Origin of the sequence: Amycolatopsis sp. 2-15 (genome assembly GCF_030285625.1) — a bacterium.
In the GTDB taxonomy this organism is placed as follows: Bacteria; Actinomycetota; Actinomycetes; order Mycobacteriales; family Pseudonocardiaceae; genus Amycolatopsis; species Amycolatopsis carbonis.
Map to the genome: position 1 here is coordinate 7,189,615 of NZ_CP127294.1, position 16,356 is coordinate 7,205,970.

A 16,356-nucleotide genomic window follows, 5' to 3' on the forward strand; every position below is an offset into this window, starting at 1 on the left:
GTGCAAGCGGTCGTCCGCCGGGTGTCCGGGTACCCGAGCCGCGTGCGCGTAACCGTTGAACGTGCGCACTTTTGGCCGCCGCCGGATCGATGCCGGGACGGGACACCCTGTGGCTCGGCCCGTTCGGCCCCGTCGCGGCCGGGTGGATCAAGCACCCCGGCCCGGGAGAGATCAACGCGCTGCTGGAAATCCATGCGGCCCGCCGTCGCCACCACCGCCGCGGCCGCCAGCACGGCCACGCCGACGTCACCACCGTCGTGCGGGTAGCCGTCGAGGTATGGGACCGCGCCCACGGCTACCTCGGGCGGCGTCAGGGACAGCGGCTGCACGTCCTTCGGCCGGGCGCCACCAGCGTCTCGCTGTCCGATCCCGTCGGGCACGCGGTGTGCTACCCGGAAATCATCACGATCGCCAGCGTGCTGGCCACCCCGCACTGGCAGGCGTCGCCGCCGACCTGCCCACCGAGGACGCCGTCTACACCGAGATAACCCGCCGGATACGCGAAGGCGAGGACGCCGATCTGTTCGGCGATGCCGGCAACATCCGGCCCACGTCGTCACCCTGCACTACGGGGCCGAGGGGCGCCAGCGGGCCCAGCAGCGCAGGGAGTGACGAGAGATGGGGACGCTCTGGTGGCCTACGTCGCCGCCGACACTCGTACCGAGTCGGCCGCGCTCGCCGAGCAGGAGTCGATACTGGTGGCGCACTTAGAGCTTCTGTCCTGTGGCGAGTTTTCAGATTCTTTCTGCATCGAGATACCGGCCATGGCATGGCATGGCCATGGTCGTGTTAGTGGCGGTCGGCGCTGCGCTGGCGGGCGCCTGCCTTGGCCAAGCCCCGGCTGATCATGTAGCCGATCGCCAGGAAGGTGATGTAGCGAAGTGCTTGTTCGGCGTTCTGTAACGCATGCCGTGTCCGCGCCAATGTCGCGTTCTCGGTGGTTTGAAGTGAGGCCGGCAATCAGACGGTAGGATCATCCGTCAGCCTTACGGTTGGGGATGCGGTCGGCCGCTGTGCTGGTGGCGCTGCCACCAGCACAGCGCGCACCACAGCCGAGCACGCGCGGCCGTCCCAGCGTGTGGCCGCGGCGGTACCTTGCCTGGTCGACGAACCCGGGAGAGACCGCGTGACCAGCAACAACGACGTGACCAAGTTCCGGCGGCAACCCTGCCCCTACTGCGGTAACTCAGTCGACTCGGCCGGCGCGCCGACCCCGGAAGCGTCCCGGCCGCCGACCAGCGGCGACTTCTTCGTCTGCTTCGGCTGCACCGAGCCGTCGATCTACCAGACCGGTCCGTTCGGTGCGTACCTGCGCAAGCCGACGCCGGCGGAGCTGGCCGAGTTCGCCGTCGACTACGGCCACCACGCCGAACGGCTCCACCGCTTCATCAACGACCGGCCCGATCGGTGACCGTCGAGCGGTGACGTGATGTAACGCCCTCGGGAGCCGCGGCGACTACCTGTACGGCGCGACCGTCCTCGGCGCGTGTGGTGCTTTTCCCTTCGTGCCCGAGGTAGCCGTGAAGACGTCCCGCAAAGCCATCGCTGCGGTGTGGGGCGCCGTGGTGCTCATCGCCATCGCCGTGAGCCTGATCCACGCTGCGGTCAGCTCCGGCAGCTCGGAAACCCCGACGTCTTCGGCGCCGCCGTCAGCATTGGACGCACTCGGCTGTCCGGGGGTGACGAAGGGTGCGTCGGCGGCGGCGTTGTCTGCGTGCAACGAGAAGGAGCTGGCCACGCGGGTCTGCGGAGTCGACGTGGGTTCCGAGGAACCCCAGACCAAGATCCAGACCGGTGTGGTCGGGTTCTGGTATCCCCGGGCCGGCGTGTACGTGGCCGCAGTGGGGTCGATGAACGCCGCGGGCATGCCCGGTCAAAACGAGAATGGGACGTTCATCTCGCAAGTAAGCGTCTCGTGCCCGGCGGGTCCCGGCACCGTGATCAATCAGGCCGAGTGGGCGCAGATCCTTCAGACCAACGGTTCCGTTCCTCCTCGTTTGCAGAACGAGTGGCACACCCTCGCGCTGATGAGGGACCAGGCGAGCCTGCCTCCCCAGAGGACTGTCACGGTCGCGGCGAAGGCGCCGACCTCGGAGCCCGTCTCGCCCTCGGAGTCAACGCCATCGGACCCGTGCTCGGCCACCGCTGATCGGCTGTTGCGGGCCGTGCTCGACGGCACGATGACCCTTGACGAGGCAAAGACGCAGCTCCCGGCCCAGATCGCGCCGTCGAAACTTGACGAGGTCGTGTCCGCCGTCCGCTCCTCCAAGGCCCAGGGCTTGGACAACACCGGCGAGGCCGAGTACGGCCTGACTTACCCGTGCACTCACTAGCTCGGTTTTCCGCCGGTCCCGCGTGAGGCGACGTAGTACAGCAACGGGAGCTGGCCTGTTGCATGTCGAGCGCGGCCCGGATGGCGGCCGTGGCGACGTGGCTACAGGGACACGTATTCGCGGATCTTGCCGCGGAGGTGGGGGCGGTGGTCGCCGAGCGCGATGCCCAGTGTCGGGAGGCGCTTGGCGATCTGCAGCTCGGTGAGCGGCTTGGTGACCGGGATGTCGGCGTAGCCGCGGTCGTCGGTGTCCCACTTCGCCAGGTCCGCCTCGACCCCGCGGATGCGGGCGACGACGCCGTCGACGACGACGATCGCCTTCAGCCGCGGCCAGCGGGCCGGGGCGATCGGGAACCACTTGCGGTCGGCCTCACAGCTGCACCTTCTCGCCGGCGCCGGTTTCGCCGTAGCGGCGGCTGGTGTCGGCGTCGATCTTGCGGGTGCGGGTGTTGCGGTAGACGACCAGCGCGCAGTCGCCGCCGTCCTTGTAGGCGTGCAGCTGCCGGTAGAGGGTGGTGCGCCCGACGCGGAAGGTCTCGGCGATCTCGGCGACGGTGTGCTCCCCCGCGTCATACATCCGCTGCGCCTGGTCCAGCTGCCGCTGCGTCAGCGCCGGGGGCCGGCCGCCGACGCGGCCGCGGGACCGGGCGGCGGCCAGGCCGTCCATCGTGCCCTCGACGATCATCTCCCGGTCGTACTCGGCCAGAGCGGCGAGGAAGTGGAACACCAGCCGCCCACCCGGGGTGGAAGTGTCGATGCCCTGCTCCAGCACGATGAAGTCGACCTCGTGCTCACCGAACCAGCGGACCAGCTCGAGCAGATGCTGCTGGGACCGGCCGATGCGCTTGAGCCGGGTCACCACGACCTCGTCGCCGGCGCGGAGCTTGTCGAGCATCAGGTCCAGCTTCGGGCGCGAGGACAGCTTCCCGGAGACCTTCTCGATGAACATGTTCTCCTCGGCCACCTCGGCCGCGGCGAGCGCGTCGATCTGGTGATCGGTGCTCTGGTCCCGGGTGGACACCCGGGCGTACCCGAACCGCATGCGATGAGTCTCCAAACTCTCCGACGGCCCTTAGGCGAACGTTGATTTCGATACACGAAATTGGGACCCAGCTACCTGGCGACCCCCGCGCCGTGCACATGAGTTCCGAAAACGATCGTTTTAGAGATTCATGCAATTCGGGGACCCGGGCAGCTTCGGCGCACTGAATTTCCCCCGGCGAATCTCGTTGCGATGAGTGAAGTCGAGCGGCTGACCGGCACCTGAGCTCAGGCGGAAAGCCCGGGCAGTGCCGGGGCTTTCCGCTCGTCGAGTGCGTTACTTGGTGGTGGCGTCGACCGCGCTGAGGATGATGTCGGTGACCTTGTCGGGCCGCGAGACCAGCACGGCGTGCGAGGCTCCCGGCACGACGACCGTGTGCGCGTGGGCGCGCTGGGCCATCCACTCCTGCGCCGCCGGCGGGATGTTCTTGTCGCCGGTCGGGATCAAGCTCCACGAGGGGATGTTCTTCCATGCGCCCGGGCCAGAGGCGCCGTTCAGGCCCACCGCAGCGATCGGTCGCTGCTCGACGGCCATCAGGCGCGCCTGCGCCGACGGGACGTCGGCCGCGAACTGCTTCGGGAACAGGTCTTGCTTCACGTAGAGGTCGGTCTCGCCGCCAGGAAGGGCGACCTGCTGAAGTGTGTCACCCAGCGTGCTGCCCGGGAACTTCGCGGACAGCTCAGCCGCGGACTCGCCCTGGTCGGGAAGGAAGGCCGCGATGTAGACGAGCGCCTGCACCTTCGGGTCGTTCAGCGCCGCGGCACTGATCACCGAGCCGCCGTAGGAGTGCCCGACCAACACGACCGGGCCGTCGACGCTGTCCACCAACGCCTTGATGTAGGCCCCGTCGGACGCGACACCACGCAGCGGGTTGGCGGCCGCGATCACGGGGTAGCCGAGCCGCTCGAGCCGCTCGACCTCACCGTTCCAGCTCGACGCGTCGGCGAACGCCCCGTGCACCAGCACGATCGTCGGCTTCACCTTGTGGCTCCCGTGCTGTGGCGTCCCCTGCGACGCCGCCGACGACGGCACGGCGGCGAACACCGCGGTCGCGGCCAGCGCCATCGTCGCGGCGACGATCTTCGTGAGGCGGGTACGTGTGCGCAATCTGACTCCTCGGAAGTCGGGCTTCTTGCTTACTTCTGAAGGGTACAACTTAATTGTGCGCAATCAGTTGCCCCTGAGGCAACAGGGCCCAAAGGGCACGAACGCGGCACTTCCGTCTTCCGAGCCCGAGAGCGACCAGCCATCTCTGCGCCGGATCGTGTTTCCACAACGCAGTCGCCGAGTCACTCACCGAGCTGCGCGCCGCGCTGCCGCGATGAACCCGCGCACACGGCCACCGAATTCGTCTCCGGCCGCGCGGCCGACGGACGGTGTCTCTCCACACTGGACAGAAGCGACAGGTGCTCGATAATGACAGGTGCTCGATCGCGAACAGATCCCCGGCCGCGCACGACCACACGACGGAGCCGTCGACGTGGCCGGCCGACGACGCTGCCCGCGGCGCGCTCTACCTCGAGGCGCTTGGTGAGGATCGCGACGATCACCCGGTAGCGCAGGCGCACGTCCGGGAATGGGTAGGTCTCGGCGGCGTAGCGCAAGGGCCTGGCCCAAGGTCAGCGGTACCGTCGGGTGCTCGGAGTCCGGCTTGAGCACACCGAGGTTGCGCCGCTCGGTCGCCGGCAGCGCCGCGGCCACCTCGAAAGCGGCGGCTCCGCGCACGCGCATCTCCCGGTACCACGCGGCCACCGCGCCCAGGCGCGCCTTGCCGGTGTTCGCCGAGACGCCGGCGGCGTCCTGCACGGTCAGCCACGTGCGCAGCGCGTCGCGGGTCATGTCGGTGAGCGGGTTGAGCCCGGCCGCGGCGCACCACGGGAAGAACGCGGTTGCTTCCGGGAGGGCCTGCCCGTTGCGGTGGGTCGGTTCTCCGCGCCAGAGCCGCTGGTCCGCGCGCGGGATGCCGAGCGCGTTGGCGTCGGATTTCTTCGTGTTGGCCGAGGTGTAGGCGGTGTGCAGCCAGCGCGCCGCGGTGTCGATTACCTCCCGCGCCCAGTCCGGCTCGGCGTCCTCGCCGCCGCCAGGCTGCTCGTCGGCGGTCGCGAGCGTGGTGTCGGGGACGTCGCCGGACAGGACGGTGCCCGCGGCGGCGTACTCGTCGACGTTGGGGTCCTCGTCGCGGTCTTGGGCCGCGGAGTGCTCGGTGCCGGGCCAGGCGGCCGGGGCCAGGAGCTGGTTGGCGGGCTCGGGGTGGCGGGTCTCCCAGTCCTCGAGCTCGGTGTGGTGGGCGCGCAGCTGCACCGCCATCGCGGCCAGCGACACCGCGACCGGGTCCGGATGTGCCACCGCGAGCGCCGCCTCGGCGGCGTCGCGTAGCAGCTCGGCCGCCTCCTGCAGCGCGGTCGAGTGTGTGGCCAGCCGGCGGCGGGAGATCTCGCGCGCGCCGGCCACGGTCGTCGAGTCGAGGCGTGGCACCAGCCGGGCGGCGCCGGCGGCCAGTTCCAGGATCCGGTCGGCCACGGCGTCGGCTTCCGCGTGCCGCTCGACCAGGTACCCGGGCCTGCTGTCGCGGCCGCCTGAGTCTTCGGGCACGGTCGCCTGTCGCAGGACCATCGGTAGTTGCCGGGCCAGCTCGATCACCAGGTCGACCGGGCGGAACCGGCCGCTGTGCATCGGCTCGGTAGCCAGGGTGGGATCACCGCGCAGCGCGTCCGCGAGCGCCCGCAGGGCCGCGCCGACCTCGACCAGCTGCCCGCGGGCCCACACCAGCACTGCACGATCCCCGGCCAGCCAGTGCCCGACGACAACACGGGCGACAGTCCCACAGCGCGCTGTCACGTCGTCAAGAGCGAGGCCCCGCGCCGGTGAAACCAGCGTCCCCGGCCAGGACGTGCACGGTGTCTCCGGTGCGCGTCTGAACTGTCACATCCGGAGGGGCTACCTCGTCTCTCTGATGAGAACGCAAACGGCGCGAGCTCGAACGGTGCGGCGCAGGCCGCGCTGTTCATCACAACTGTCGCATTCGTCCCCAGCAGGGGGTTGATGTGCATAACCGAAAGAGATGACGGATGTCCACTCCGGAGCGGAATAGGGAAATCTTTGTCGATTTCTACGACCAGGCGTTTAACCGCAACCAGCCCAAGGAAGCCTGAGCTGCGTACATCGGCGATGTCTACATCCAGCACCATCCTGGGGTGCCAGACGGACCTGACGCATTGTCCGGCCACGTGATGCAACTGCGCAGCGAGTTCCCGGACTTTCGGCTCCACATCAAGCGTGTCGTGGCCGAAGACGACATGGTAGTGACCCACTCCCTCCTGGTTCGGAAACCCGGTGACCCTGGCCTTGCCATGGTGGACTTCTTCAGGCTCGAGAACGGCAAGATCGTCGAGCACTGGGATGTCGTCCAGGAGGTTCCCGAGAACTCGGTCAACATGGTCTGACAGTGCGGCGGCCGCCGGCGACTTCGAGCCGCCGGCGGCCACAGAAGCAGCCGATGAGCACCAGCCGGATCTACAACGACGATGTACGCCCCCGTGCCTTGCTGCAGGACCTGTCCGACGAGACTGCGGCTCACGTGGAACCTCTGTTTCCGTCCATGCCGCGCCGGGTCGAGAACGGTCAGAGGGTGTACGAGCCCGAGTACGACGTCTTGATCACCACGAGCGCGGTGAATCGCGATGGCAAGCTGCATGTCGTGGCGTTCGGGTCAGAGAATCTTGGCCGGGTTCATGGCGGCGAAGACATCAATCCCGCTGTTTCCTGGGGCACTCGGACAACGCTGGCCAAAGACCCTCATCGTGCCGGACTCGGTGAAAGGCGAGCTCGGCGAGCTCGTCCACCGGCACCTCGTGCCGTACTTCAACGCTCTGGCATCTGCCACGTCTCGTGCCACAGGCGCGTCGGCATCACGGTCGAACACTTCGGTTCTCCGACCAGATACGCCAGCGCCAAAGCGTCCGGCAATCGGCCACTGACGGCGTGGCAGGCTAGGCCGGGGCGGGAGGTTTGGCTTAGCCCGCGAGCCAGGCGCGCAGCCGGGCTTTTTCCACTTTGCCCATGGGGTTGCGCGGTAACGCGTCCACGCGCTCCACCCGAGTGGGCCAGTACCACTCGGTCATGCCGAGATCGGACAAGTAGGAGCGCACGTCGCGCAGGCTGACCGGCGCTGTGCTCACGATCACCGCGCATCCTTCGGTGTTGTCGCGGTGTCCGACAATCGCGACGTCAGTGAGGTCGGGATGCGCGCGCAGTGCATTCTCGACATCGGCCACCGGGATCATCAGTGCGCCGCCGACCCGGTCCGAAGCCCGTCCGATCAGCCGATAGCCGCCCCTGCCGTCCACGACAGCCAAGTCTCCGGTGTCGTACCAGCCCTCGTCGTGCTCGGCGAGCACCCGCACCATCCCGGTGTCGCGTCCCATGGTTGCCAGACACACCGAACCGCCCCGGATCATCAGCCGGCCCGGGTTCTCCTCGCTGACCGGACCGTCGGCAACCACGGCGCGTAGCTCGACCTCAGTGCCGACGCCCGCCCGGCCGATGCTGCGCGCGGCCCAGTCGGGCGGGTCCTCGGGCCCCGTGTGAATATTCCCCCCTTCGGTCATGCCCCATTGCGCCCGCGGCGCCAAGCCCAGCACGTCGACCGTTTCCGTCACCAACTCGAGCGAGGCCACGGTGCCGGCTACGGTGACCTCGCGCAGCCGCGGCAGCCGGATGCCTTCCTCCCGCACCATGGCGAGCAGCTCGCTCAGCAATGAGGGCACCAGCATCAACTCCTCGAGGCCGGTCTCGGCCAGCAACTGCGCGACGCGGTGGGCCTGCCAGCGGTCGACCAGCAAGGTAGCGCCACCGGCGACCAGCGACACCGAGGCGCACAACAGCCCGACCGCGTGCATCAACGACTGTGGTGTGTAACGGCGCGACGGTGTCCCGTCCCGGCGTGCCAGTTTGGCTGAGATCTGGGCGTACAGGGTGTTCAGAGTTCTCAGTGCCGCCTTGGGCTCGCCGGTGGTACCGGAGGTGAACAACACCACGGCCACCGCGTCGGGATCGGTCGCATGCGGTGCCGGCGCCGGGGGCGGCTGCTCCTGGAAGAACTGGACGAAGTCGATCTCGTCGTCTTTGACCACGTCGCCGAGCACCACCCGGTGGCGCAGCGCCGGCAGCCGAGGCGCCATCTCGGCCACCGTGGAGGCGAGCTCGTAGCCGTCCCAGCGGTCAGTGGTGATGAACACGCTGGCCTCCACCCGGGCCAACATCCGCTCCAGCTCGCGGCCCCGAATGGTGGTCATCACCGAGGCCAACACCGCGCCCCGACGCCAGCAGGCCAGCGCCAGCGCCTGCCACCAGTTGGGTAGCTGGACGGATACCACGTCACCCGCGCCGATCCCCAGCTCGGCCAGCGCCGAGCCGCAACGGCTGGACCTGACCGGGAACTTCTTCACATCCCAGGAGCCGACGCCGAAGGAAGGGCCCCATTCTGCGCCATCAGCCAGCCCATCCCACCCGCAGACGCCAGACCAGCCAACGCGGCAGCGCGCCCACCACGAGCAGTTTCGAGGCGTTCTGTTGATGGGTGGGTGCGCTGGGGCGCGTTGCGACCGGGTTGACGCAACCTCTCCGTCGCAGTGCGGTGTTGTTGCGAAACGGAAGCGCTCGCAGCCACTGTCGCGCATCGCGATCGGCGTTCGGTGATACCGCCGTGCAACGCGCGGCAGTCTCGGTCGTCGGTGCTCAACCGCGCCCACTCGATGAGCCGGCAGACCGCGGCCGACGACATCCTCGCCCGCGTGCCCACCCCAGACGAATACGACTTCCTCACGTCGATGGGCCACGAGCGTGGCCGGCAACGACGCGCAGAGCTTTCCGGTGCTTTGACCGCACGTCGCCGGCCGGCTGACCGTCGCGCGGATTGTCAGGTGAGCGTCCTCGATGACAGGTCGAATGACACGACAGGTTCCGCCCCCGGCATGCGTAGGTCGGGCCCGGCGTCGCTGCTGCGGGACCGGATTCACTCGGTCGCGCTGACCGGCGACGGCGCCGACGACGCACCCGCGATCCGGCTGGCGCACGTCGATATCACGCTCCGCGCCACCGCGACGCCGGCCACTCGCGAGGCGGCGGACCTGGTCATCCCCAACGACCGGAGCGAGACGATCACCGACGCCGTCGCCGAAGGCCGGGCGATGTGGGCGTCGGTCCGCGACGCGCTCTCCATCCTGCTCGGCAGCAACCTCGGCGAAGTCGCCTCCACGCTCGGCGCAGGCCTGCTCAGTACCCGAGATGCCCGCAACGCCAGGCAGCTGCTGCTGACCCACGTGCTTCCCGCGATGGCGGGCGCCGTCCGCCCGCCGCCGGACGCGAGCGCGGAGGACCTGTGTCAGACCAAGAACGCTTTCAGCCGCTGATCGGCTGCTGCGCCGCAGCGGAAAGAGCACCGGGCAAGCGGAGAACCGAGCTGGCCGGCACCACGTTGTGGTTGATCCGGAACATGTTGATCGGGTCGTAGGTCTTCTTGACGGCCGCGAGGCGCTCGTAACGCTCAGGGCCGTAGATCGCAGCGGCGTCGGCCGCTTCTTCCGGGGCGAGGTTGTTCACCAGCCGCCGGTCACTCTGCCAGGGTTCCATGCCGTCGAGCAGCGCGGCGACCGATTTCTTGAGCTGTTGCTCCTGCGACAGCGGACCGACCTCGACGCCCAGCAGGCTGTACGGCAGGCCCCTGGTCGCCACGGCGTTGGGCACCGCCGGCTCCCGGTCCCACGCCCCGCCCAGGGCACGCAGTTCGGTGATCCACATGGTGGTGTCGGACTCGGGGCCGACGAGTTCGATCAGCCTGTCCTGTGCCTGCTCGGGGAACTCCCGCAGCATGATGCCCCGTTCGTAGTAGGGCAATGGATCGGTCGGCTCGTCGTGGATCGACGCGACCTCGGTGTAGGGCATGTCCCTCACGGTGTCCAGGATCGCCGGCGCCACCGCCCGCAGCGGCGCTATCAGCCGCTCGCCGTCCTCGGCCGTGCCGTTGTAAGCGAACCGCAGAGCCACCGAGAACGCCCCGCGCAGCGGTTCGGGCAGTTCGGGCAACGGTGGCAGCCGCAGCACGGCGAACGACGAAACCATCGTCTCCGGGGTAGCCGGGTGCCAGGCCGTCCAGGCTCGCAACACGTCGGCCATCCGCTCACCGGGGAAGTAGATGCCGCCACCGTAGAGGCGGGCCACCGGAAACAAGGCGAATTCCAGCGCGGTCACCACTGCGAAGTTGCCCTTGCCGCCCCGCAAAGCCCAGAACAGTTCGGGCTCGGACTCAGCGTCGACGTGCCGGAGTTCGCCGTCCGCGGTCACCACCTCGAGCGAGTGCACATGGTCGGCGGCGTAGCCGTGGGAGCGGCCGAGGGTCGGGCTGAGGCCACCGCCCAAGGTGTACCCCGAGACTCCCACCGTGGGATTCGACCCGTTCAGCGGAGCCAGACCCTCCTTGGCCGCCTCTGCGACGACCTCGGCCCACACCGCTCCGGCGCCGACTCGGGCCGTTTGGCCGACCGCGTCGATGGCCACGTCGTTCATCCGATGGGTCGCGATCACCACGGCACCGTGCGCCGTGCCGACCATCTGGTGGCCGGTGGTCTTCACCAGGACCGGCCGGTGCCGGTCCGCCGCGAACGCGACCGCGGCCTGGACATCGGCCGCGCTCTGCGCTACCACGATCACCGCCGGCACCAGTTCGTGATTCAGGTTGAAGACGGCGCGTTCCTCGTCATATCCCGCATCGCCCGGCAGCAGAACCGAACCCGTACTCTGGCTCCGTCGCCACGTGGCTTGGGTGACCTTTGGTCAAATGGTCTCCCGACTTGTCGAGTTGGCTCGGGCTTCACATTATTCACACTCTTAATAGGACGTATGTCATGACTTTCACTCAATGGGCACTTTCCGTGCCCGTGAGCACGCGAAGCCCACTACTGCGGACAGGCTCCGTTCAGGCAAGGCCACGAGGCCGGCCACTGAGTTCTGCCGCCGACGCCACGAACCGGTGAGCGTGACGCGACTGGCGGGCCGGGACCTGGTGGAGCCGGAGCGGCGGCCAGACCGTCGACGGTGCGTTCGGACACCAGGGCGTGCTCGAACTCGGCGATTGAGCCGAGGATATGGAAGAACATCCGCCCGACTGCGGTGGAGGTGTCGATGCGCTGGTAAGGCACGACGCGATGCTCGCGACCCCGAAGCCGACAGGCTCGCCGTCGCGACGTCCACTCGGTTCACCTCGTCGCTGCCGAACAAGACGCTCAGGGATACCTGGATGATGCGAGCGATGACCACCGCCGAGCCGAGCAACAGTGCCGTGAGAGCGACACCGACCGCCAGACCGAAAGCACCCGGCAGCACGACGATCCCGGTTCCGATCAGCCAGCGCGACCACAGACTGAGGATGCCTCGTCGGTCGCGAGTTCGCGCAGACCGACACCGCCGGGTACCCGTGCCGTAGCGCCCGCCGACCGGCGCCACGCGGCCCGACCCGCACCCGAGGAACGTCGGCCTTGGGACAGCTCCTCCGGCGAGGCCCGGGCCACGAAGTCACCCGGCTTCGCGAACTTCGCCACGCGGTCAAGGCCGGCGGCGAACGGGTTGAGCTCACGTGTGAGCTCAACCCGTACAACAACATCCTGGCTAACCCGCGCAGCTTGCCGGTAAAGGATCCAGGCGAAGATCCTGGAGCTATCCCTGCACTCTTTGGAACTAGACGATCTGTGCAACGCGCACGAGAGTCTCCACATTATTCCCCGGCTGCGCAGCCGTTGGGCATTCGGACAAATTCGAACATACTGACAAAAATCCAAGGCTTACGTAATTGGCATGAAAGGCCCGAAACGGATTCGGGGCACGGCGTTTCGAGCCGGTCGTAATTCGAGACGCGCGTGCAGCCGGGCGTGGTGCACCGGGTGGTGTCCGCGCTCGCCCTCAGCGATTTCCTGTGCCGGGGCAGAGGCCCATGGCGCCCCGCACGCCGTCGGCTCGGAGATCTGCGAACCTGCCGCGGAGCTCATCGTGTGGTCCTTTCGGTGTTGGGCACCGGTGCGAACGGCACCGTCTCGCCTCAGCTGTCCTCCGGCCCGGCGCGGGAGCGCTCGCCTCATGCAAGTCGGGCAAGCACTTATCCTTTCGGCGATCTTGTCGCGGTACCACTCCTGGGCCGCCTGATTGCTTATTTCAACGTCGCGCCGATCTCTGACCAGCTGTGCTCGCCTGCGCCGTCTCCTCAAGGTCGGAGCTCGCTGCCCGGACACTCTTCGCAGATGGGTCCTTCGCGATGATGTCGCCTGGGTGTGAGGTCGCCCTGTTCGGACGTGCGGCTCGTGGCGCACGGCAGCGGTTTGGCCGCGTCCGGATTCAAATGATCTTTGGCTGGCTCGGAGGGGGCGCCCAACGCCGGGTCGTCGGCAGCATGGGAGCTGGACACCGTCCACGCACTGATGCAGGAGGTGCAAAGTCATGCCAGAGGTCATCGCGGAGTTGGCTTCAACCAGTTTCACGCGGGTGCGCGGCGTGAAACCCGACCAGGAGTGGCCGCACCTGGCAGCCATGGTCCGCGACACGGGCCTGCCGACGCACTTTCAAAAACGAGCTCCGGCGAGCCTATGTCGACGGGAACAAGGACCGCCCCGACACCACGAACCACGACCTGCTCGAGCACTTCATCCCCGGCTTCCATCGCACGATCTCGATAAGGCGCATCCTCGGCTCGCTCTGGCCCAGCTGATAGAGATGGCAGAGCCGACGCGACGGATGGGGTGAGTTCCTTCGCCAACGTGCTGATGATGACGACCGCAGGTGCCCTCACCCATTTACCTGTTGTACCAGCAGTGATGGGCTTCTCGGTCACGGTGCCAATGGCAACTTCGCCGGGTACGTAGACGACCTGTTAGGCGCGTTGCTGACGGTGGAGTACGTCGGCTCTCCGAAGGTCCCGGTAGACGGTGAGCAAACCAGAACTGTTCACCATACGGAACGATGGCCCCCTGGTCCTTGGCGCCACCTTCGATCCGGACGAAAATCCCTCAGATCCGGACAACGCCAAGCCGATATCCAGGCACATAGTGCCGTTCGGCAGGGCCGATTTTACCGCAGGGAATGCCCTGAGGTCACCGACCGTATCCGTTCGCGTGACGCAGGTGATCACGGCGGTTAAACTAACCAAACCGCCGCGTCGTCCGAGTTGAGCCGACTTCGGCGCAAGCGCCATGCCGAGCCACGAGAGAGGCACCCGACAGATTGGATGGCTGTTGCCACATCAGGACTTACCAGCTTCTCACAGCCGGAGGCCGTTCACTGCGTGTTGCACTGACGACAGCCCAACGCTGGGTGAATACGTCCGTGCCGGAGACCCGGAGCGTACGGCAACTTCCACAAATGCGGCCCACCTTCGATCAATTCTGATTCACCGCTTGTAATGGGACGCCGGCGACGGCTGGCTTGCAATACTATTCGACACATTTCACCGAGTAACGAGCACTGCCCTCGGGCGAGCGTGCCGACAAGCTCCAATGCACGTCCGGCCGACTGGCGAGACCGTCAAGACTGCGGGGCCCCACCGTGCGATTAGTGGTCGCCATCACCGGGGCCACCGGATCAGTACTGGGCGTACGGCTTTTGGAAGTCCTGAAGTTGCTGGACGTCGAGACACACCTTATCCTCAGTGATTGGGCGCGCGCCAACTTGAGTCTGGAAACGACATACTCCGTTAACGATGTTCGGGCACTGGCCACACACACCTACAGTGCGCGGGACCTCGCTGCCGCCGTCTCCAGCGGCTCGTTCCTCACCGACGGCATGGTGGTGTGCCCCTGCAGCATGAAGACCCTGGCCGCGATCCGAATGGGATTCAGCGACAACCTCATCACCCGTGCCGCCGACGTCACGTTGAAAGAACGCCGGCGCCTCGTGCTCGTGGCACGCGAAGCACCGCTCAGCGAGATACACCTGGAGAACATGCACTACCTCGCCCGCGCAGGCGCCGTCATCTTCCCGCCGACCATCGCCTACTACGCCCAGCCACGCTCGGTCGATGACGTGACCGACTACATCGTCGGGCGCGTGATCGACCAACTCGGAATCCCACACGCGACGATCAACCGCTGGAAGTCACCCGAGTCGTCGCAAGGCGACGAACACGATGATCGTCCTGCGGGCAAGAACGGAACCGCGCGCACGTCAACAGCGGCTCAACGAAACTCTCAGCACCTGGCGAGCGGCGACAACCCAAGCATGAAGGAGAAGCAGTGAGCACCGGCACCAATCATGCAGCGGACCTCGGACAGCAGGGCGATGACACCGGCCCTGACTTGCGCAGCTGGCTGGCCACCCTCCAGGGTGCGGGCCAACTGGCGCGCATCGACGCCGAGGTCGATTGGAATGAGGAGATCGGCGCCGTCACCCGCGCCAACCTCGCGTTGCACGGCCCTGGACTGCTGTTCGAGAACATCACCGGCCACAAGGACACGGTCTGCACCAAGTTCTTGACCTCGGCGCTCGGCAACCGCCGCCAAGTGCAGCTGATGCTCGACCTGCCCGAGGGAACTTCGGACGCGGCCATCGTCCAGCACCTGCGCGAGCGCTTCCAGAACCCCATCAAACCGCGCGTCGTCAAGAGCGGACCGGTTCAGGAGAACGTCATCGAAGGCGATGACATCGACCTCGAGCAATTCCCCGTGCCCAAGTGGCACGCCGCCGATGGCGGCCGCTACATCGACACGTTCTGCGGCGTGGTGACTGAAGACAAGTTCACCGGCCTGGAGAACGTCGGCCTGTACCGTGGGCAAATCGTCGACCGCGACAAGATCGCCAAACTTCTTGTGCCCAGCCAGGGTTATGGCGTGCACTTCCAGGAGTACAAACCCGAACCGATGCCCGTGGCCATCGTCTACGGCTGGCACGATGTGCTGCCGTTCTGCGCCGGCAGCCCTTTCCCCAAGAACGTGTGCGAGTACGACATGATGGGTGCCCTGCTCGGGCGCCCGGTCGACCTGGTGCACTGCGAGACCGTGCCGCTGCGCGTGCCCGCCAGCGCCGAAATCGTGGTCGAAGGGTACATCGACCCCGACCCCAAGACCTGGATCATGGAGGGCCCCTTCGCCGAATACCCGGGATTCGTCGGAGCGGCCGCGCCCGCGCCCGTCGTCAAGGTCACCCGCATCATGTACCGCAACGATCCGGTGATGCGCGGGACCCTGGAAGGAATCCGGCCCGGACTGACCAACGAAGACAGCATCACCAACTTCGCCCGATCGGCCATCACCTGGAACATCCTCGAGGACATCGGCATCGGCGGAATCAAAGACGTGTGGATGACCGAAGTTTCCAACGGGCAGAACACCAACGTCCAGATTCAGAAGCGCTACCGCGGCCACGCACAACAGGTCGCCTCGGCGTTGTGGGGACTGGGTTCGGCGGTGTGGTTCCACAAGAACGTCATGGTAGTCGAAGAAGACATCGACATTCACGATCCGGTAGCTCTGGACTGGGCGCTGTCCTACCGCGTCAACGCCGGCCTGGGAGACGTCGCTTTCTTCGGTCCGGGTATGGGCTCGGCTCTCGATCCGTCGACACCGCCAGAGAAGAACGACGGCAACAAGTACGGCACCGGGCAGTGGACGCGCATGCTCATCGACGCCACCCGAAACTGGGAGATCGACCCACAGCCCCAATGGGGTGGCCGCCGCTTCCCGCCCACCGACCGGATCGAGCCGGACCTGGAGTCTCGGATCGCGTCCCGTTGGCAGGAGTACGGAATCGGAGTTCCCTACCTCGACGACGAGGGACGCGAACGACTCACACTGAACGAGCTCAGCAAGCGCATGCCCGAAGTGTGACCCAAGACGAACGTCACTTTCGCCGCGTGATCGCACGACCCGTACTGAGGTAAACCGCACGGTGGTCCCGGCCCGCTCAGGGAAGGCGAAAGCGGGCCGGGACCGGCGCGCGACGAAGAATG

General features: G+C 67.2%; 13 protein-coding genes. 7 read left to right on the forward strand and 6 right to left on the reverse strand.

Going from position 1 to position 16,356, the window contains the following annotated elements; genetic code table 11:
• Nucleotides 1-89: 89 nt before the first annotated feature.
• The 3 genes from QRX50_RS35610 to QRX50_RS35620 all read left to right on the forward strand — a co-directional run bounded on the left by QRX50_RS35610 (nucleotide 90) and on the right by QRX50_RS35620 (nucleotide 2,333).
• Complete coding sequence (locus QRX50_RS35610) at nucleotides 90-488, forward strand: hypothetical protein (RefSeq protein WP_285967486.1); 399 nt, start codon at nucleotides 90-92, stop codon at nucleotides 486-488.
• 638 nt (nucleotides 489-1,126) lie between these two features.
• Nucleotides 1,127-1,411: a hypothetical protein gene (locus QRX50_RS35615; RefSeq protein WP_285967487.1), complete on the forward strand. Its 285-nt coding sequence runs from the start codon at nucleotides 1,127-1,129 to the stop codon at nucleotides 1,409-1,411.
• Between the two features lie 94 nt (nucleotides 1,412-1,505).
• Entirely contained in the window at nucleotides 1,506-2,333 is an 828-nt protein-coding gene (locus QRX50_RS35620) for an archaellin/type IV pilin N-terminal domain-containing protein (RefSeq protein ID WP_285967488.1), read from the forward strand.
• A 369-nt stretch (nucleotides 2,334-2,702) separates the two neighbouring features.
• Here the strand turns inward: QRX50_RS35620 and QRX50_RS35625 are convergent, their stop codons facing one another.
• The 3 genes from QRX50_RS35625 to QRX50_RS35635 all read right to left on the reverse strand — a co-directional run bounded on the left by QRX50_RS35625 (nucleotide 2,703) and on the right by QRX50_RS35635 (nucleotide 6,146).
• On the reverse strand, nucleotides 2,703-3,374 hold the full coding sequence (locus tag QRX50_RS35625) for a recombinase family protein (RefSeq protein WP_285967489.1): 672 nt from the start codon (nucleotides 3,372-3,374) through the stop codon (nucleotides 2,703-2,705).
• Between the two features lie 276 nt (nucleotides 3,375-3,650).
• Nucleotides 3,651-4,481, reverse strand: a complete 831-nt coding sequence (locus tag QRX50_RS35630; RefSeq protein ID WP_434533175.1) for an alpha/beta fold hydrolase — start codon at nucleotides 4,479-4,481, stop codon at nucleotides 3,651-3,653.
• Between the two features lie 186 nt (nucleotides 4,482-4,667).
• Nucleotides 4,668-6,146: a hypothetical protein gene (locus QRX50_RS35635; protein ID WP_285967490.1), complete on the reverse strand. Its 1,479-nt coding sequence runs from the start codon at nucleotides 6,144-6,146 to the stop codon at nucleotides 4,668-4,670.
• A gap of 422 nt (nucleotides 6,147-6,568) precedes the next feature.
• Here QRX50_RS35635 and QRX50_RS35640 point away from each other — a divergent pair, with 422 nt between their 5' ends.
• Nucleotides 6,569-6,817 carry a nuclear transport factor 2 family protein gene (locus QRX50_RS35640; RefSeq protein ID WP_285967491.1) on the forward strand — a complete coding sequence of 83 codons (249 nt, stop codon included), beginning with the start codon at nucleotides 6,569-6,571 and terminating at the stop codon, nucleotides 6,815-6,817.
• A gap of 570 nt (nucleotides 6,818-7,387) precedes the next feature.
• Here the strand turns inward: QRX50_RS35640 and QRX50_RS35645 are convergent.
• The gene (locus QRX50_RS35645) at nucleotides 7,388-8,821 is read right to left on the reverse strand and encodes an AMP-binding protein (RefSeq protein ID WP_285967492.1); all 1,434 of its coding nucleotides are present in this window, start codon (nucleotides 8,819-8,821) and stop codon (nucleotides 7,388-7,390) included.
• Between the two features lie 285 nt (nucleotides 8,822-9,106).
• Here QRX50_RS35645 and QRX50_RS35650 point away from each other — a divergent pair, with 285 nt between their 5' ends.
• On the forward strand, nucleotides 9,107-9,784 hold the full coding sequence (locus QRX50_RS35650) for a hypothetical protein (protein WP_285967493.1): 678 nt from the start codon (nucleotides 9,107-9,109) through the stop codon (nucleotides 9,782-9,784).
• On the opposite strand, the gene QRX50_RS35655 is transcribed toward QRX50_RS35650, so the two are convergent.
• Nucleotides 9,774-11,081, reverse strand: a complete 1,308-nt coding sequence (locus QRX50_RS35655; protein WP_285967494.1) for an FAD-binding oxidoreductase — start codon at nucleotides 11,079-11,081, stop codon at nucleotides 9,774-9,776. The genes QRX50_RS35650 and QRX50_RS35655 overlap by 11 nt on opposite strands.
• A 245-nt stretch (nucleotides 11,082-11,326) precedes the next feature.
• On the reverse strand, nucleotides 11,327-11,527 hold the full coding sequence (locus tag QRX50_RS35660; protein WP_285974652.1) for a hypothetical protein: 201 nt from the start codon (nucleotides 11,525-11,527) through the stop codon (nucleotides 11,327-11,329).
• Between the two features lie 2,440 nt (nucleotides 11,528-13,967).
• Between QRX50_RS35660 and QRX50_RS35665 the strand changes: the two genes are divergently transcribed.
• Nucleotides 13,968-14,648 (forward strand): UbiX family flavin prenyltransferase, encoded by a 681-nt coding sequence (locus QRX50_RS35665; RefSeq protein WP_285967495.1) that lies wholly within the window; start codon nucleotides 13,968-13,970, stop codon nucleotides 14,646-14,648.
• On the forward strand, nucleotides 14,645-16,234 hold the full coding sequence (locus QRX50_RS35670; protein WP_285967496.1) for a UbiD family decarboxylase: 1,590 nt from the start codon (nucleotides 14,645-14,647) through the stop codon (nucleotides 16,232-16,234). The genes QRX50_RS35665 and QRX50_RS35670 overlap by 4 nt, the downstream gene beginning before the upstream one ends.
• The last annotated feature ends 122 nt before the right edge of the window (nucleotides 16,235-16,356 follow it).